This is a genomic window from Brevibacterium sp. MGP-B1, assembly GCF_057766545.1.
On record NZ_CM173407.1, the window covers coordinates 1,685,967 to 1,704,295 of the forward strand.

Annotated in this window: 11 protein-coding genes and 3 rRNA genes; 4 read left to right on the forward strand and 10 right to left on the reverse strand. The window is 60.0% G+C overall.

All coding sequences use genetic code 11. The features are described 5' to 3' along the window. The first annotated feature begins 168 nt into the window (after positions 1 to 168). Together AC3CD9_RS07720 and AC3CD9_RS07725 are read left to right on the forward strand one after the other, a co-directional pair. Positions 169 to 1,647, forward strand: a complete 1,479-nt coding sequence (locus AC3CD9_RS07720; protein WP_488367091.1) for an aldehyde dehydrogenase family protein — start codon at positions 169 to 171, stop codon at positions 1,645 to 1,647. Between the two features lie 48 nt (positions 1,648 to 1,695). Beyond that, on the forward strand, positions 1,696 to 3,258 hold the full coding sequence (locus tag AC3CD9_RS07725) for a GMC family oxidoreductase (RefSeq protein ID WP_488367092.1): 1,563 nt from the start codon (positions 1,696 to 1,698) through the stop codon (positions 3,256 to 3,258). 172 nt (positions 3,259 to 3,430) lie between these two features. Here the strand turns inward: AC3CD9_RS07725 and AC3CD9_RS07730 are convergent, their stop codons facing one another. Then, positions 3,431 to 5,230, reverse strand: coding sequence for a BCCT family transporter (locus AC3CD9_RS07730; RefSeq protein WP_488367093.1), 1,800 nt, complete (start codon positions 5,228 to 5,230; stop codon positions 3,431 to 3,433). A gap of 591 nt (positions 5,231 to 5,821) precedes the next feature. Between AC3CD9_RS07730 and AC3CD9_RS07735 the strand changes: the two genes are divergently transcribed. Beyond that, positions 5,822 to 6,421 carry a hypothetical protein gene (locus AC3CD9_RS07735; protein ID WP_488367094.1) on the forward strand — a complete coding sequence of 200 codons (600 nt, stop codon included), beginning with the start codon at positions 5,822 to 5,824 and terminating at the stop codon, positions 6,419 to 6,421. A 206-nt stretch (positions 6,422 to 6,627) separates the two neighbouring features. On the opposite strand, the gene AC3CD9_RS07740 is transcribed toward AC3CD9_RS07735, so the two are convergent. From AC3CD9_RS07740 to AC3CD9_RS07755, 4 genes are all read right to left on the reverse strand, one after another. Next, entirely contained in the window at positions 6,628 to 7,023 is a 396-nt protein-coding gene (locus AC3CD9_RS07740; protein ID WP_488367095.1) for a hypothetical protein, read from the reverse strand. A 189-nt stretch (positions 7,024 to 7,212) separates the two neighbouring features. After that, positions 7,213 to 7,331, reverse strand: a 5S ribosomal RNA gene (rrf, locus tag AC3CD9_RS07745). Between the two features lie 187 nt (positions 7,332 to 7,518). Then, positions 7,519 to 10,633 (reverse strand): 23S ribosomal RNA (locus AC3CD9_RS07750). Positions 10,634 to 11,052: 419 nt separating this feature from the next. Next, positions 11,053 to 12,577, reverse strand: a 16S ribosomal RNA gene (locus AC3CD9_RS07755). The 16S, 23S and 5S rRNA genes sit together here, the layout of an rRNA operon. A 628-nt stretch (positions 12,578 to 13,205) precedes the next feature. Between AC3CD9_RS07755 and AC3CD9_RS07760 the strand changes: the two genes are divergently transcribed. After that, positions 13,206 to 14,048, forward strand: coding sequence for a formate/nitrite transporter family protein (locus AC3CD9_RS07760; RefSeq protein WP_488367521.1), 843 nt, complete (start codon positions 13,206 to 13,208; stop codon positions 14,046 to 14,048). Positions 14,049 to 14,057: 9 nt separating this feature from the next. Here AC3CD9_RS07760 and AC3CD9_RS07765 read toward each other — a convergent pair whose 3' ends face one another. From AC3CD9_RS07765 to argH, 5 genes are all read right to left on the reverse strand, one after another. Further along, complete coding sequence (locus AC3CD9_RS07765) at positions 14,058 to 14,459, reverse strand: YccF domain-containing protein (protein WP_025780405.1); 402 nt, start codon at positions 14,457 to 14,459, stop codon at positions 14,058 to 14,060. Between the two features lie 314 nt (positions 14,460 to 14,773). After that, positions 14,774 to 16,060 (reverse strand): tyrosine--tRNA ligase, encoded by a 1,287-nt coding sequence (gene tyrS / locus AC3CD9_RS07770; RefSeq protein ID WP_488367096.1) that lies wholly within the window; start codon positions 16,058 to 16,060, stop codon positions 14,774 to 14,776. A 107-nt stretch (positions 16,061 to 16,167) separates the two neighbouring features. Next, entirely contained in the window at positions 16,168 to 16,245 is a 78-nt protein-coding gene (locus AC3CD9_RS07775) for a type II toxin-antitoxin system RelE family toxin (protein WP_488367522.1), read from the reverse strand. A gap of 182 nt (positions 16,246 to 16,427) precedes the next feature. Next, positions 16,428 to 16,673, reverse strand: coding sequence for a type II toxin-antitoxin system prevent-host-death family antitoxin (locus AC3CD9_RS07780; protein ID WP_488367097.1), 246 nt, complete (start codon positions 16,671 to 16,673; stop codon positions 16,428 to 16,430). 219 nt (positions 16,674 to 16,892) lie between these two features. Beyond that, positions 16,893 to 18,314 carry an argininosuccinate lyase gene (gene argH / locus AC3CD9_RS07785; protein ID WP_488367098.1) on the reverse strand — a complete coding sequence of 474 codons (1,422 nt, stop codon included), beginning with the start codon at positions 18,312 to 18,314 and terminating at the stop codon, positions 16,893 to 16,895. Between the last annotated feature and the right edge of the window lie 15 nt (positions 18,315 to 18,329).

The window sequence follows — 18,329 nt, forward strand, 5'->3', positions numbered from 1 at the left end:
TTGCCGGAAGCATGTGAATAAATGCCGCCGAAGCAGTTCGAGTCGCACGTCAAACGGCAGATCCGCGGCCGTCCGGAATCTCCCCGACACCACAGGCTCCGCTGCCGCGACTGAGCGTTCGGCCCTTTAGATCGCACAACCGTTCACCCGCTAGGAATAGGAGAAATCGTGCCAAACACACTCTTCATCGACGGACAGTGGGTTTCAGCCGTCAACGGTGGAACCCGGAAGATCCATAACCCGGCCGACGGCAGCTTCGTCGCCGAGGTGGACGAAGCCAGCCCCGAAGATACCGAGCTGGCGATCAAGGCCGCTCGCCGCGCCTTCGACTCCGGCGCCTGGTCGTCGGTTCCCGCCAGCGAACGCGGTGATCTGCTGCTGAAGTTCGCCGCCGTTCTGCGTGAGCGCAAGGACGAGTTCGCGCGTGCCGAGTCCCTCGACACCGGCAAGCGCTTCGTCGAATCGCAGATCGACATGGACGACATCGCGAACTGCTTCGACTACTTCGGCAAGCTCGCCGCAAACGATGCCGGTCGAGTCGTCGACGCCGGCACCGACACCGTTGCGTCGAAGATCGTGCACGAGCCCGTCGGCGTCTGCGCGCTCATCACTCCATGGAACTACCCGTTGCTGCAGGCCGCGTGGAAGATCGCCCCGGCCATCGCCGCCGGCAACACCTTCATCCTCAAGCCTGCCGAGCTCACCCCGCACACCGCGATCCTCACCATGCAGGTCCTCGAAGAGCTCGGTCTGCCGGCTGGAGTCGGCAACCTCATCCTCGGTGCGGGTGCCGATGCCGGTGCTCCGCTGTCGACGCATGAGGACATCGACATGGTCTCGTTCACCGGCGGCCTCGTCACCGGTCGACTGCTGTTCCGCAACGCCGCCGACTCGATCAAGAAGATCGCGCTCGAACTCGGCGGCAAGAACCCGAACGTCGTCTTCGCCGATGCCGACTTCGATGCGGCTCTGGACAATGCTCTCAACGGCGCCTTCGTCCACTCCGGTCAGGTGTGCTCGGCCGGTGCCCGACTCATCGTCGAGGAATCCATCGCCGAGGAATTCGTCAAGCGCCTCGTCGAGCGTGCCGAGCAGATCCGCCTCGGCGGTCCCTTCGACGAGAACGCCGAGACCGGTCCCCTGATCTCCGCAGCACACCGCGACAAGGTGCATGCCTATGTGGAGAAGGGCATCGCCGAAGGTGCGCGTCTGCGCTGCGGCGGCAAGTTCGGTGAAGGCGACCTGGAGAACGGCTTTTACTACCTGCCGACCGTGCTCGACCAGGTCAAGCGCGGAATGTCCGTCGTCTCCGATGAGGCCTTCGGCCCCGTCGTCACCGTCGAGACCTTCTCCACCGTCGACGAGGCCGTCGAGATCGCCAATGACACCTACTACGGTCTGGCCGGAGCAGTGTGGAGCCAGGATGCGGGCAAGACCCAGCTGGTCGCTCAGCGTCTGCGCCACGGCACCATCTGGATCAACGACTTCCACCCCTACCTGCCGCAGGCCGAATGGGGCGGTTACAAGCAGTCCGGCTTCGGTCGCGAGCTCGGCCCCACTGGTCTGGCCGAATACCAGGAAGCCAAGCACATCTACCAGAACCTCGAGCCGGCAGTCACCGGCTGGTTCCCCGATCACACCAAGTGATCCGCCGCAGCCTGTAGACGAATACCGCAGTACAAGGAGAGATGAACAGTGAAGACTACTCATAGCTTTGATTACGTCGTCGTGGGCGGCGGCTCCGCCGGCGCAGCGGTCGCGGCCCGACTGAGCGAGGACCCCGAGGTCACCGTCGGACTCCTCGAAGCCGGCCCCACCGACACGGACAAGGACGTCGTCCTTGAGCTCAATCGGTGGATGGAGCTCCTCGAATCCGGTTACGACTGGGACTACCCGATCGAAGAGCAGGAGAACGGCAACTCGTACATGCGCCACGCTCGCGCCAAGGTGCTGGGCGGCTGCTCGTCCCACAACTCGTGCATCGCATTCTGGGCTCCGCGCGAGGATCTCGACGAATGGGAAGAGAAGCACGGCGCAGCCGGATGGGGTTCGAAGGACACCTTCGGCCTGTACAAGAAGCTCGAGAACAATGAACTGCCCGGCGACCACCACGGCCATGACGGCCCGGTCCGTCTGATGAACGTGCCCCCGGTCGATCCCTGTGGTGTCGCGCTCCTCGATGCCTGCGAGCAGGCCGGCATCCCTCGCGTGCAGTTCAATGAGGGTCAGACCGTCATCAACGGTGCGAACTTCTTCCAGGTCAACCGCAAGGACGACGGCACTCGGTCGTCCTCCTCGGTGTCGTACCTCCACCCGATCCTCGACCGTGAGAACCTCACGATCCTCACCGATACCCAGGCCAAGGAGCTCGAGTTCGACGAGGACGACAACTGCACGGCTGTGCTCGTGGTCAACAATGCCTTCGGCACGACCAACCGGATCGAGGCGAAGAAGGAAGTCATCGTCTCCTCCGGTGCGATCAACACCCCGCAGCTGCTCATGCTCTCGGGCATCGGCCCGAAAGCCCACCTCGCCGAGGTCGGCATCGAGGCTCGCGTGGATTCGCCGGGAGTCGGCGAGCACCTGGGCGATCACCCGGAGGGCGTCATCTCCTGGGAGGCCAAGAAGCCGATGGTCGAAGATTCCACCCAGTGGTGGGAGATCGGCATCTTCTCCCCCACCGAGGACGGGCTCGACCGTCCCGACCTGATGATGCACTACGGCTCGGTGCCCTTCGATATGCACACCCTGCGCCAGGGATTTAAGACCTCGGAGAACTCCTTCTGCCTCACCCCGAATGTCACTCATGCGAAGTCGCGCGGCACCGTGCGCCTGCGCTCGAAGGACTTCCGTGACAAGCCGAAGGTCGATCCCCGCTACTTCACCGATCCGGAAGGCCATGACATGCGCGTCATGGTCGCCGGCATCAAGAAGGCCCGCGAGATCGTCGCCCAGGACGCGATGTCCGAATGGGCCGGCGAGGAACTGTTCCCCGGCAAGGATGTCCAGACCGACGAGCAGATCGCCGATTACATCACCCGCACCCACAACACCGTCTACCACCCGGTCGGCACGGTGCGTATGGGTGCTCAGGATGACGAGATGTCGCCGCTGGATCCGCAGCTGCGGGTCAAGGGCGTCAACCGTCTGCGCGTCGTCGATGCCTCGGCGATGCCGGAGATCACCACGGTCAACCCCAACATCACCGTGATGATGATGGGTGAGAAGTGCGCGGAGATGATCAAGAACGGTCAGTGATCTGACCAGGCCGTGAGATGCTCAGACCACCGAGGCGGCCCTGCGCTGATTCGATAGCCTGAGTGGGAACTTCGGCCCAGACTCGCGACGACGAAGGGGGCGCTGCGTTCGCAGCGCCCCCTTCGTCATGTCCGGCCGCGACGATCGGCTGTCGCCTCTGAGCCGAACCGCCTCAGTCGGCGTCGTCGCCCTTACCGTGGCTGCCCGAACGGCTGCCGGTGCGGCTGGCCAGTGTCCCCTCACGCCGCCCCTTCTTTTCATGGGTGATTTCGATATAGGGGTCACGGAACTTCGGTGCCGGTTCGACGGCTTGCGGTTCGGTGACGACCTCCTCATCGTCGTCGTATTCGTGGCCGAACTGCTCGTCCCCGCCCTGTCGGCGTTCGACCTCTTCGGGCGGCAGCACCTTCTTCCAGCGGCGCATGCGCACCCGCGGCAGAATGCCGGCGTCCTCGCGCAGCGCTCGCATGAGGGCGTAGATCTGGAAGTAGGCGATGATGAAGAACGGCAGGCCGACGAGGATGATCGTCGACTGCAGCGCTTCGAGTCCGCCGGAGCCGGAGAACACCAGCAGAGCCGCGGTGACGACGGCGACGGCAAGGGCCCAGAAGATCCGCTGCGGCAGTGGGTTGAAGTCCTCGTGGCCGTTGTTCATCGTGTCGACGACGAGCGCTGCGGAATCCACCGAGGTGACGAAGAAGATCACCACGAGGACGATCGCGATCACCGACACGGGGCCGGCCAGCGGGTAGTGGTCGAGGAACGCAAACAGAGCTCCCGGGATGTCTCCCTGATCGACGACTCGGTCGACGAGTCCCCCACCCTGATTGAACTCGATGTCGAATGAGGCGTAGCCGAAGATGCCGAACCACAGGATCGAGAAGGCCGAGGGGATGGCGAGCACGCCGATGACGAACTGGCGGATGGTGCGTCCGCGGGAGATGCGGGCGATGAAGATCCCAACGAAGGGCGACCAGGTGATCGTCCATGCCCAGTAGAAGACCGTCCAGGTGTTCTGCCAACCCGTGTTGGCGAACGTGTCATTCCACAGCGCGAGTTCGGGCAGCTGATGGATGTAGGTGCCGAAGGATTCGAAGACGCCCTTGGCCATGAACAGGGTCGGGCCGAAGACGACGATGAAGATGAGCAGCAGCACGGCCATGACGATGTTGAGGTTCGACAGGACCTTGATGCCTTTGTCGAGGCCGAGAGAGACCGAGATCGTGGCCAGCCCGCAGACGACGCCGATGATGATCAGCTGCCACAGAGCGTTCTCCGGAACGCCGATGACCTGAGCGAGTCCGCCGTTGATCTGCAGCGTGCCCAGACCGATCGAGACGGCGATGCCGAAAACGGTGCCGATGATGGCGACGACGTCGATGGTCTTGCCGATCGGTCCATGGATCTTCTCACCGAGGATGGGCTGGAAGATCGAGCTCACCCGCGGCGGCAGGTTCCGTTTGTGGATGAAGTAGGCGAAGCACAGCGCGGGCAGGGTGAAGATCGCCCAAGTGTGCAGGGTGAAATGGTAGTACGTGAAGTTCATGGCATCGACCGCGGCGGCGGGCGTTCCCGCTTCGATACCGAGGGATCCGCGCGGCGGATCGCCGAAGTGGCTGACGGGTTCAGCGACACCCCAGAACATGAGGATCGAACCGATGCCGGCGGCGAAGAGCATGGCGAACCAGGCACCATTGGAGTGCTCCGGCGGTTCGTCATCGGGGCCGAGTTTCGCTCGCCCATACCGGGATGCGGCGATGTAGATGAGGAACGCGACGAAGACTGTGACGCCGAGGATGTAGAACCATCCGAGGTTCGTCAGCAGCCAATCCGAGGCGACAGAGACGCCGGCGTCGAGCTGATCGGTGAAGAAGATCGTCCCGAGGACGAAGATGATGATCACGGCCGCTGAAGAGAAGAAGATGGCCGGGTTGGTGCGGAGTCGGAGTGCGTCGTGCAGCTTAACGAGCATGGCGTACCTTCCGTAGGGATGTTGCCGTCCACACTACAGAAGCATCAATTGATTTCAACAGAATCGCTTGTCACGAATCCGTCTCACTGCACTCCTGGCTAACCCCTCACCGAGGCGGCCCTCCCCATGTTCATCCCGTTCATCTGCAATACCCAGAAGCCCGAAAACAACGAGACGGTGCCCGAACCTTGTATGGTTCGTGCACCCTCTCGTCTGTCTCAGGAGACTCAATTGCGTCTGAGGCGAAGCGTGTCAGTGTTTCGGCGCCTCGGTATCTCCGCTGTCGTCGAGAGGATCGACTCGCCGATCATTCTGAGCATATGGATCTCGCCCCTCACGCCGGTCGACTCGAGGATCGTACTCCTCGGCTAACGGTTCCTCGGCACGACGACGGGCGCCCTGTTCTGGCATCTGCTGATCAGCACGGACGTCCTGCTGCTGTACGGAGGGATCCCGGCGCACCGATTCCTGCGAGCCAGGCTGGTCCGGACGAGCCGCCTCCTGCTGAACGGGCTGGTCCGGACGAGGCGCGTCTTCGCGAACAGGCTGCTCGGGGAGAACGTCGTTGCGCGGTACCGACTCGTCAGGACGATGTTCGGGTTGCTGCGTGTGTCGAGCGCCGTACGGATCAGTCTGCTGGACTGTCGGTTCCTGACGCCCGTAATCCTGCTGCGCCCGCTCGTCATATCGAGGCGCGTTCTGCTGTGTAGCTTCGTCGACACGGCGCTCATTCTGGTTGCCCGACGACGTTCCGTGAGCGCCAGCTGCTGCCCCAGCGCCGCCGGCGCCGTCTGCACGAGGGGTGTCCCCGGCGCTCTCCGGCGTGTCCGGATCCAGTTCGTCGGCACGTTGCAGCCTGCGATCGTGCTCGACGCGTTCCGCTTTCACTGCTTCTTCGCGTTTCGCTGCCTCGGAATCCAGCTGCTCGGCCTCAGCCGCCTGACGATCAGCCTCGGCAGCTCGAGCATCGGCCTCAGCCTTTGCGCGCTTTGCCTCTGCTCTCTGTTTCTCGACTTCGGCTTCTCGAGCACGAACATCATGTTCGGACTCGGCAGCCTCCTGCCGAATCTGTGCGGCTTCCTGCCGCTGGTGTTCGCGCTTCTTCGCTGCCGCCTTGCGGCTGACTGCGATGATGATCCCGACAATGATCAGGACCACAACGATGGCGACGACGATCCAGATGATAGTTGATACGTTCATGCGGTCTCTCCCTTGCTGTCTATTCGGATGTCGCTATTCACTTGCATCCGGCGCAGCGGACAGTTTCATCGTGACATGCAACACATCTATCGACAAGCATTTGGACTTCGGAGGGAGTTCGCGCCTCCAACTATCCGGACGGATCTATTCGGTGGGCCACCGGCTTGATGGCCGTCATTTGGTCGCTGGGCCGAACGTCAGATCGGATTGCCGCGAACCATCAGTTCCATGACGATCCATTTTGCGAGAGTCTCGGGGTCGACGTCGAGCATATGGGGCATCCGCAGCGTCCGTCGGCGGTCGGGAGTATCCGGAGTCCTGATGCTCACGTCGATATAGGAGCTGACGTTCACCTTGGTGATGTGGACTTCGAGAATACGGGCCCATGGCACGCCGCCCTCGGGGAATCCGTCAACAGCGGCCCAGACACCGAAGTCGTTGACGATCACTTGTGGTGCGGGCTGCTCGGTCCGCCGCAGTCCAAGGAAGCCAGCAGGATTGCGCAGAAATTGTTTCGCCTTGTTGAACCCGATTGCGACTTCACCGTCGCGAGCAAGTTCGGCTCTGAGAGCGTCTATTGTCTTCGTCTCCATGCCTACCCCTCCTCTCCTAATTACTACCTGACGGGGGCGCAGCAACCCCGCGCCAGGTAGCCCAGCCCCCGTCAGGTAGCAACAAGCACCGGCTATCCCACCCACACACGAATACAAACACCACACGTTCGTGAATACAGCAATGGCCCCACCCAACACAGTTGGACGAGGCCATCACCTTAAAAAATATTGCGGCAGTCACTTACTCTCCCACAACCACCAAGTTGCAGTACCATCAGCGCGAATGGGCTTAGCTACCGGGATCGGAACGGTTAACCGGGCGTTTCCCCACCACTATCACCACCGCAAAACCAACAAACCACACTCACCCAAACCCAAGTTTGGGCGGTAGTGGTCCAAGAACCGCACAGCGAACGCGAACACCAAAAACTATGTCATGCACACCCACAAAACGGGGCGCATTCTCTCATCACAACTAGAAAAGACTACTCATAGAAACATTCTTCGCACACACCAACCCCGCTAAAGGGAAAAGTTGGTGAGTGATCGGTGTATTAGTACCAGTCAACTCCACACCTCACAGTGCTTCCATACCCGGCCTATCAACCCCATCATCTATAGGACACCTCCCCTGACAAAGTCAGTTGGAAATCTCATCTCGGAGCCGGCTTCCCGCTTAGATGCTTTCAGCGGTTATCCATCCCGAACGTAGCCAACCAGCCATGCTCCTGGCGGAACAACTGGCACACCAGAGGTTCGTCCGTCCCGGTCCTCTCGTACTAAGGACAGACCTCCACAAATTTCCTACGCACGCAGCGGATAGGGACCGAACTGTCTCACGACGTTCTAAACCCAGCTCGCGTACCGCTTTAATGGGCGAACAGCCCAACCCTTGGGACCGACTCCAGCCCCAGGATGCGACGAGCCGACATCGAGGTGCCAAACCATGCCGTCGATATGGACTCTTGGGCAAGATCAGCCTGTTATCCCCGAGGTACCTTTTATCCGTTGAGCGACCACGCTTCCACAAGCCATGGCCGGGTCACTAGTCCCAGCTTTCGCTCCTGCTCGACACGTCCGTCTCACAGTCAAGCTCCCTTGTGCACTTACACTCGACACCTGATTGCCAACCAGGCTGAGGGAACCTTTGGGCGCCTCCGTTACTCTTTAGGAGGCAACCGCCCCAGTTAAACTACCCATCAGGCACTGTCCCTGAACCCGATCAGGGTCCGAAGTTAAGGAATCCACTATGGTCAGAGTGGTATTTCACCGATCGACTCCACCCCAACTAGCGTCAGGGCTTCACAGTCTTCCACCTATCCTACACAAACCACACCGAATCCCAATACCAAACTATAGTGAAGGTCTCGGGGTCTTTCCGTCCTGCTGCGCGTAACGAGCATCTTTACTCGTAATGCAATTTCGCCGAGTTCGTGGTTGAGACAGCAGAGAAGTCGTTACGCCATTCGTGCAGGTCGGAACTTACCCGACAAGGAATTTCGCTACCTTAGGATGGTTATAGTTACCACCGCCGTTTACTGGGGCTTAAATTCTCCGCTTCACCCTTACGGGTTAACAGGTCCTCTTAACCTTCCAGCACCGGGCAGGCGTCAGTCCGTATACATCGACTTACATCTTCGCACGGACCTGTGTTTTTAATAAACAGTCGCTTCTCTCTGGCCTCTGCGACCACCACCAGCACATCCCCAAGCAAGTTGGGTTCACCGGGATGGTCCCCCTTCTCCCGAAGTTACGGGGGCATTTTGCCGAGTTCCTTAACCACGATTCTCTCGATCACCTTAGTATTCTCTACTCGACCACCTGTGTCGGTTATAGGGTACGGGCAACACACACCCTCACGTCGATGCTTTTCTCGGCAGCAGAGGATCACCAGATCACCCCACCAATGTGGGGCGCCCATCAGCTCTCACACACCTGTGGGGACGGATTTACCTACCCCCACGTGCTACAACCTTAGACCGTGACTACCATCGCACGGCCTGGCTACCTTTCTGCGTCACACCTCACGCTTACCGACTCCACACTCAGGTCCCACCCGCAACCCCAACATCAAGTCCGAAGACTCAAAGGAGGAATTGGATGGTTAGTATCGTGTGTTTTGGTACTGTCGGTTGTGTGTCGGTACCAGAATATCAACTGGTTGTCCATCGACTACGCCTGTCGGCCTCGCCTTAGGTCCCGACTTACCCAGGGCGGATTAGCCTAGCCCTGGAACCCTTGGTCATCCGGTGGACGGGTTTCTCACCCGTCTTTCGCTACTCATGCCTGCATTCTCACTCGAATCGCCTCCACCACTCGTTCACACGGCAGCTTCTCCGGCAACTCGACGCTCCCCTACCCAACACCACACCATTACGGTTATAAGTGGTGCTGCCACAACTTCGGCGGTGTACTTAGCCCCGCTACATTATCGGCGCTCAATCACTTGACCAGTGAGCTATTACGCACTCTTTCAAGGATGGCTGCTTCTAAGCCAACCTCCTGGTTGTCTTCGCAACTGAACATCCTTTCCCACTGAGCACACGCTTAGGGGCCTTAGTTGATGGTCTGGGCTGTTTCCCTCTCGACAATGAAGCTTATCCCCCACTGTCTCACTGCCACGCTGAACCTTGACTGGCATTCGGAGTTTAGTTGACGTCAGTAACCCGGTAGGGCCCATCAGCCATCCAGTAGCTCTACCTCCAGCAAGAACCACGCAACGCTGCACCTAAATGCATTTCGGGGAGAACCAGCTATCACAGAGTTTGATTGGCCTTTCACCCCTAACCACAGGTCATCCCCTCCATTTTCAACTGAAGTGGGTGCGGGCCTCCACGCGCTCTTACACACGCTTCACCCTGCCCATGGCTAGATCACTCCGCTTCGGGTCTAGGACACGCGACTCTATCGCCCTATTCGGACTCGCTTTCGCTACGGCTACCCCACACGGGTTAACCTCGCCACGCACCGCTAACTCGCAGGCTCATTCTTCAAAAGGCACGCCATCACAGTCATCTAGATACTGCTCTGACGGATTGTAAGCACATGGTTTCAGGTACTCTTTCACTCCCCTCCCGGGGTACTTTTCACCATTCCCTCACGGTACTAATTCCGCTATCGGTCATCAGGAAGTATTTAGCCTTACCAGGTGGTCCTGGCAGATTCACACGAAATTCCACGAGTTCCGTGCTACTCGGGCGTCTACATACTGTGAACGGTTGATGTTTCGTCTACGGGACTCTCACCCACTCCGGTCCTGTTTCCCACCAGGTTCGACTACACCAACCACACTCACAGACCGGCCATGCTGGACCGGACCATGTACACCCCACAACACCGTGTACGCAACACCAGCACGCTTGACACGCACACGGTTTAGGCTCATCCAGTTTCGCTCGCCACTACTCCCGGAATCATTGTTATTTTCTCTTCCTGCGGGTACTGAGATGTTTCACTTCCCCGCGTTCCCTCCACATGCCCTATATATTCAGACACGGGTCACCACCCTCACGAGTGGCGGGGTTTCCCCATTCGGAGACCCTCGGATCAACGCCTGTTTATCGGCTCCCCGAGGCTTATCGCAGATTTCCACGTCCTTCATCGGCTCCTGATGCCAAGGCATCCACCATGCGCTCTTACACACTCACCCAACCCCCAAAAGGGATCGGCTCATGTGCGCGAAAAATATTGTTTCATTCACCTTTACTAGATGATGACAAGAAAAATCACATTACATAAACAACACAAAGAATTGTGTTGTTTGATGCTCGCGTCCACTATACGATTCTCAAACCACTACCAAACACCCACCACCACACACCCACACTGTGGCTGCCTGGTGGTCGGGTTGGTCCTGTTGGTTGAAACCACACCCACACACTGTGTGGGGTTTGTGATTCCAGGACCCAATAACGTGTTTGTTCTAGCCCATCCGGATACTCATCGTCGTCGAGGCACTAACCCCAACAACGCTGAGTGGACGAGCGGAAGAAGTGATGTTCCACCCTTGAGCTCTCATGATGACCACATGCGGGTCATGCCATGAGGATCTGAATGTGTGCTCCTTAGAAAGGAGGTGATCCAGCCGCACCTTCCGGTACGGCTACCTTGTTACGACTTAGTCCCAATCACCAGTCCCACCTTAGACGGCCCCCTCCACAAGGGTTGGGACACCGGCTTCGGGTGTTACCGACTTTCGTGACTTGACGGGCGGTGTGTACAAGGCCCGGGAACGTATTCACCGCAGCGTTGCTGATCTGCGATTACTAGCGACTCCGACTTCACGTAGTCGAATTGCAGACTACGATCCGAACTGAGACTGGCTTTAAGGGATTCGCTTACCCTCACGGGTTCGCCTCTCTCTGTACCAGCCATTGTAGCATGCGTGAAGCCCAAGACATAAAGGGCATGATGATTTGACGTCATCCCCACCTTCCTCCGAGTTGACCCCGGCAGTCTCCTATGAGTTCCCACCATCACGTGCTGGCAACATAGAACGAGGGTTGCGCTCGTTGCGGGACTTAACCCAACATCTCACGACACGAGCTGACGACAACCATGCACCACCTGTACACCAGCTCCAAAGAGAAGAACTGTTTCCAGAACGGTCCAGTGTATGTCAAGCCTTGGTAAGGTTCTTCGCGTTGCATCGAATTAATCCGCATGCTCCGCCGCTTGTGCGGGCCCCCGTCAATTCCTTTGAGTTTTAGCCTTGCGACCGTACTCCCCAGGCGGGGCACTTAATGCGTTAGCTACGGCGCGGAGAACGTGGAATGTCCCCCACACCTAGTGCCCAACGTTTACGGCATGGACTACCAGGGTATCTAATCCTGTTCGCTCCCCATGCTTTCGCTCCTCAGTGTCAGTTACAGCCCAGAGTCCCGCCTTCGCCACCGGTGTTCCTCCTGATATCTGCGCATTTCACCGCTACACCAGGAATTCCAGACTCCCCTACTGCACTCTAGTCAGCCCGTACCCACTGCACGCGCAACGTTAAGCGTTGCGTTTCCACAGCAGACGTGACCAACCACCTACGAGCTCTTTACGCCCAATAATTCCGGACAACGCTCGTACCCTACGTATTACCGCGGCTGCTGGCACGTAGTTAGCCGGTACTTCTTCTGCAGGTACCGTCACTTTCGCTTCTTCCCTGCTGAAAGCGGTTTACAACCCGAAGGCCGTCATCCCGCACGCTGCGTCGCTGCATCAGGGTTTCCCCCATTGTGCAATATTCCCCACTGCTGCCTCCCGTAGGAGTCTGGGCCGTGTCTCAGTCCCAGTGTGGCCGGTCGCCCTCTCAGGCCGGCTACCCGTCGTCGCCTTGGTAGGCCATTACCCCACCAACAAGCTGATAGGCCGCGAGCCCATCCCCGATCGAAAAACTTTCCACCACCCAACATGCGTCGGATGGTCGTATCCGGTATTAGACCCAGTTTCCCAGGCTTATCCCGAAATCAGGGGCAGGTTACTCACGTGTTACTCACCCGTTCGCCACTCATCCACCAACAGCAAGCTGTCGGCTTCAGCGTTCGACTTGCATGTGTTAAGCACGCAGCCAGCGTTCGTCCTGAGCCAGGATCAAACTCTCCATAAAAAACTTTATGTTACGAATGAATCCCAGCAAGACAGCCAACCCCTCACGGGGTGAGAAGGTTGACCAAAAAATACTGACCAAACACACAGCCACCCAATGTGATGCGGGAGGTTCGGCGAAGAACCACCCACCACGGGGTGAACCACTGTTTGGCCAGGTGATTGTCTTACCAGAAAATAAATTGTTCTGGCATCACAACTTGTTCAAACAAACACGCTATTGGATTCTCAAACCACAAACACACACCCATCACCACCACCCGAAAAACGAGCGTGTTCACTGGGGGTATCAGTTTCATTTTGTGTCACCCACCCGGTGTTCTGAACCCTCGGATCAAACTGTGTTTGTCCTGGTCAGACCCGGTGGAAACTCTGTCTCAGTGACGGTGTTTCCGGCGGGGCAACGAGATATAACTCTAGACCACCCCAGAGGCACCGTGCAACTCGAAACCGGAAATTCACCTGTGACACCCGTCACCAGCTCGAGATGCCCGGTTTCGCGCCTACTTCCACGGGCACAAACGTACGGCTGCAGAACCCCGCCATGCTCTGGCCGGCGGCAGCAGATTGCCCTCATTGTGCAGATGATTCCCAGCGTTTCAGCGCGTCCCGACCCCTACACTGACGGGATGACTCAGAAAGAGCAGCGAGAACGACTTGGCCGCAACGACCTCGATCTCGAAGACGCCCTCATCGACGAGGCGGCCAATACAGTCACTGAGGGTGCCAAGCGGCTCAACCGGAAGTGGCCGGAACTTATCGTCACCGGGCTCTTCGGCGGCATCGATGTCGGTCTCGGCATCTTGGCCATGGTGCTCGTCAAGCAAGCGACCGGGTCGACGATCCTCGCCGGGATGGCATTTGGCATCGGCCTTCTGGCATTGAAGCTGGCGCACTCGGAACTGTTCACCGAAGAATTTCTCCTTCCGATCAACGCCGTCATCGCCGGCCAGGCGAATTGGATCCAGGTGCTCCGCCTCTGGCTGACCACTCTCGTGACGAACCTGATCGGGGGCGCGGTCTTCGCCTGGTTGATCGTTATCGCCCTCCCGGATTACCACAAGACGATTGCGGATATGGCGCTCGGCTATATCAACCAGTCTTCGCTCATCGTCATGCTCGCCCTCTCACTGCTGGCCGGCGCGACAATCACTTTGTCAACCCGTATGCAGCAGGGGACACAGAACGACGTCGTCAAGGCGATCGTCTGTATGATCACCGGTCTGTTGGTGATCGGCGTCAGCATGCTGCACGGAGCTATCAATGCGATCGTCATCTTCGCCGCCATGATGACGGGCGCGGACATTTCGATCCTCGATTTCCTGCAGTGGTTCGGAATCGTGATCCCGTGCAACATGCTCGGCGGACTGCTGATCATCACCCTGCCCCGAATTGTGCGCACTCGCCGCGTGCTCTGGGCAGTGCGCCAAGGCCGCATCTCTCTCGAGGAACTCGAGGAGCAGAGCTCCTAAACCGTTGACTCAGGCTCCGCGGTAGCCGGGCATCAGCCGGTCGCTGTCGACGATCTGCTTGCCCAGCGGCATAAGAGAGACCGGGATGAGCTTGATGTTCGCCCAGCCGAGAGGGATTCCGATGATCGAGATGAACAGCGGGATCGAGGTGACGACGTGTCCGATAGCGAGCCAGACCCCGGCGACGATGAGCCAGATGATGTTGCCCAGGGTGGTCGCCACTCCGGCCGGGCGGGTTTCGATGACCTCGCGGCCGAAGGGCCACAGTGCGTAGTTGCCGATACGGAAGGATGCGATGCCCCAGGGGATGGTGACGATGAAGATGCAGGCGATGATGCCGGCGGCCCAGTATCCGAGTGCCAGCCAGAGGCCGGAGAAGATGAACCAGATGATGTTGAGCAGGGTGCGCATGATCTCCTCGTGCGTTCGTCAGTCGGTATTCGTTCGATTGTCCGTCATCTGCCAGTCTGCTCGATGACAGCATGCTTTTCCATGGTGATGGCCCCACTTCGCCGGTCCGGTTGACCGCAGACTGCCGGATCGCACGCTGATTGACCGCGTTCCCTTGGCTACAGTGCTGCCGCAGAAGCTGCCTCTACAACGCGATCTCTTGTATTCGCCGATGACAAGGTTTTCCGTTGTCGAACGGATCCAACCGTCGTGGATACGACAATGCCGCGCCCTCCCAATGTGGAGGACACGGCATTATCAGTGACGGAGGCTGCTCAGCCGACGATGTCGACAGCACCGAGGGTCTTCTTGCCTCGGCGCAGGAGGACGACTCCTCCAGCTTCTGTCGAGAGCACATCATCGGAAGTCAGGGTCTGCTCCTGGTCCGCAACCTTGACGTTGTTGACGTACGCTCCCCCGTCCTTGATGGCACGGCGAGCCTCACCCTTGGACTTGACGATGCCGGAAGCGACGAACGCATCAGCAACAGGCAGGCCCTCGGCCAGCTGGGTCGTAGACACCTCACCCCGAGGCAGCTCGGAAGTTGCCGCACCCAGCGTCGACGAATCAAGACCGGCGAGCTCTCCCCCACCGAACAGGGCGGAAGCCGCAGCGATGGCCTGCTCGTAAGCCTGACGTCCGTGGACCAAAGTCGTGACATCCTCGGCGAGGGCCTTCTGCGCCACACGGGTGTGCGGGGCAGCGGTGAACTCGGCTTCGATGGCTTCGATCTCGTCGAGCGGGCGCAGCGAGAACACCTTGAGGTACTTCACCACGTCGCGGTCGTCGGCGTTGAGCCAGAACTGGCTGAACGCGTACGGGCTGGTCAGCGACGAATCGAGCCACACTGTGCCGGATTCGGTCTTGCCGAACTTCGTGCCATCGGCCTTCGTGATCAGCGGGGTGGCCAGGGCATGGACGGACTTCTGCTCGACGCGGCGGATGAGGTCGACGCCCGAGGTGAGGTTGCCCCACTGGTCGGAGCCGCCGGTCTGCAGGGAGCAGCCGTAGCGGCGGTTGAGCTCGAGGTAGTCGTTTCCCTGGAGGATCTGGTACGAGAACTCGGTGAAGGAGATGCCGGCTTCGCTGTTGAGCCGCGCGGAGACGGATTCCTTCGACAGCATCCGATTGACCGGGAAGTGCTTGCCGATGTCGCGGAGGAAGTCGATGGCCGACAGCTGCGAGGTCCAGTCCAGGTTGTTGACGATCTGAGCGGCATGGGGGCCTGAGAAGTCGAGGAACTTCTCGACCTGGGTGCGGATCTTCGCCACCCACTCCTCGACGACCTCACGCGGGTTGAGCGTCCGCTCCCCCGACATGCGCGGATCGCCGATGAGGCCGGTGGCGCCACCGACGAGGGCGAGCGGGTTGTGGCCGGCCTGCTGGAGGCGGGCGGCGGTGAGCAGCTGGACGAGGTTGCCCATGTGCAGGCTCGGGGCCGTCGGATCGAAACCGACATAATAGGTCAGCGACTCCTCGGCCAGGGCTTTCTGCAGGGCGGTCTCGTCGGTGGAAACTGCGACGAGCCCGCGGGCCTTGAGTTCACTGAAGATGTCGGTCACTTCGGTCCTTTCGAATCTGTGGTCTGTGTCGGCGCGGAGCCGACGGGGTCAATTCTACGTGCTCGCCGAGGCGGCTGTGCCCTTGGCTCGGGACTGCCGCGCTCCCCTCATCGGTAGACCTCCCGACGGTGCCCGAGATGGAGAACCAACACGACGAGCTCGCTGTCGATGACTTCGTAGATCACCCGATAGTCCGAATCCGGAACTCCCCGGAACCGCCCTTCAGCTGCACGCAACCAGGAGGGCGTGGTTCATCGGACAACTCCTTGATCGACGCGACCAGGCGTCGGGCGATGGGGCGATCAAGTTTGCGCAGTGCCTTCGCCGCTGAAGGCACGTAGCTGATCGAGTACGACACAGCGGCGGGTCAGAGACCGAGTTCTTGTTCCAGCTCTTCCTGAGACACTCGTCCACGCTCTTCTCGAGCCAACGCTGCAGCTCGCACATCTGCCTGATCCTCGAGTGCCTGGAGTGCACGATCATAGAAGTCAGGAGAGACCACCACTGCACGACGAACAGAACCACGGGAAGTGATCTCGACGGGCTCGCGCTGCGCGGCGGCGATGAGACTGCTCTGTTGGCTGCGGAATTCGGACATCGTTACTGAACTCATGCCACTATTGTACAACTTGTACAAGTTGTGCGGAAGATTGGGACGTTGCCGAGTTGCCTGTTGCTCCCCCGGATCCGAAAACAGAGACCTGTTGGAGTGACGATGGAACCTCGCTCAGTCACGAAGGACGAACGGTGCTCCGACCGCGGAATAATCAGAGCACCGCTGACACAGTTCCGATCAGCCGACCGGAAGATTGAGGTCGTAGGGAGGTGAAGCTCACACGCTCCGCGCCGACCCTGCGAACTCCCGCAGGCGCGCCACCTCGGCCTTCGCATTCGCCAGCTGCGCCTCGACGGCCGACCGAGCCGTGCCGCCCTTGGAAAAGCGCGAATCGATCGAGCCGAGGGTCGTAAGCACCTCGCGCACGTCCGGTGTCAGATGCGAAGAGATCCCGGCAAAGTCTTCGTCGGTCAAGTCCCAGAGTTCAACATCGCGGGATTCAGCCAGCTGCACGCAGGCACCCGACAGCTCATGGGCCACACGGAACGGCACGCCCTCACGCACGAGCCACTCGGCGATGTCAGTGGCCAGGGCGAAACCGCGCGGCGCCAGATACGCCATCCGCTCGGTATCGAACTTCAGAGTCGCGACCATTCCGGTGAACGCGGGCAGCAGCAGCTCGAGAGTGTCCGTGGCGTCGAAGACCGGCTCCTTGTCCTCCTGCAGGTCCCGGTTGTACGCCAACGGCAGCGCCTTGAGCGTCGACAGCAGCCCGGTGAGATCGCCGATGAGGCGACCTGACTTGCCACGGGTGAGCTCGGCGACGTCCGGGTTCTTCTTCTGCGGCATGATCGACGATCCCGTCGAGTACGCATCGTGGAGGGTGACGAACGAGAATTCCTTCGTCGCCCACGCGATGACCTCCTCGGACAGACGGGAGAGGTCGATGCCGATCATCGTCGTGATGAACAGGTATTCGGCGAAGACATCGCGCGACGCGGTGCCGTCGATGGAGTTCTCCACCGAATCGGTGAACCCGAGGTCCGCGGCCACCGCCTGCGGATCAAGACCGAGCGACGACCCGGCCAGAGCACCCGAACCATACGCAGAGACTCCCGCCCGCGCATCGAAATCAACGAAGCGGGCGACGTCGCGCAGCAGCGGCCACGCATGAGCGAGCAGATGGTGAGCCAGCAGCACTGGCTGTGCGTGCTGGAGATGTGTGCGACCCGGCATCGGGGCCTCGGGATGCTCTTCTGCCTGAGCGATGAGCACCTCGACGGTGTCGAGGACGAGACCGGCGACCTCACGAGCATGGTCACGCAGGTACATCCGACCCATCGTCGCGATCTGGTCGTTGCGGGACCGTCCGGCACGCAGCTTCCCGCCGAGCTCGGGTCCGGCGATCTCGATGAGCCCGCGCTCCAACGACGAATGCACATCCTCATCGGATTCGGCCGCGACGTATTCGCCGGCGTCCACCCGACGCAGCAGCTCGTCGAGAGCCGAATGCATCCCCGACAGCTCGTCATCGGTGAGCAGTCCCGCGTGGTGGAGGACCTTCGCGTGGGCCTTGGACCCCGCGATGTCGTACTTCGCCAGGCGCCAGTCGAAGTCCGTGGACTTGCTCAGCGCGGCCAGCGCATCGGCGGGACCGTCGGAGAATCGTCCGCCCCACAGGCTCAGTCGTTCGCTCACAGATCGTCCTTTCCC

What these genes read in the sequence shown, in the direction of transcription:
- AC3CD9_RS07730 (WP_488367093.1), bottom strand. Translation starts at nt 5,230, where the DNA reads ATGCTCGTTAAGCTGCACGACGCACTCCGACTCCGCACCAACCCGGCC.
- AC3CD9_RS07735 (WP_488367094.1), top strand. Translation starts at nt 5,822, where the DNA reads ATGTTCGGGTTGCTGCGTGTGTCGAGCGCCGTACGGATCAGTCTGCTG.
- AC3CD9_RS07740 (WP_488367095.1), bottom strand. Translation starts at nt 7,023, where the DNA reads ATGGAGACGAAGACAATAGACGCTCTCAGAGCCGAACTTGCTCGCGAC.
- AC3CD9_RS07760 (WP_488367521.1), top strand. Translation starts at nt 13,206, where the DNA reads ATGACTCAGAAAGAGCAGCGAGAACGACTTGGCCGCAACGACCTCGAT.
- AC3CD9_RS07765 (WP_025780405.1), bottom strand. Translation starts at nt 14,459, where the DNA reads ATGCGCACCCTGCTCAACATCATCTGGTTCATCTTCTCCGGCCTCTGG.
- AC3CD9_RS07780 (WP_488367097.1), bottom strand. Translation starts at nt 16,673, where the DNA reads ATGAGTTCAGTAACGATGTCCGAATTCCGCAGCCAACAGAGCAGTCTC.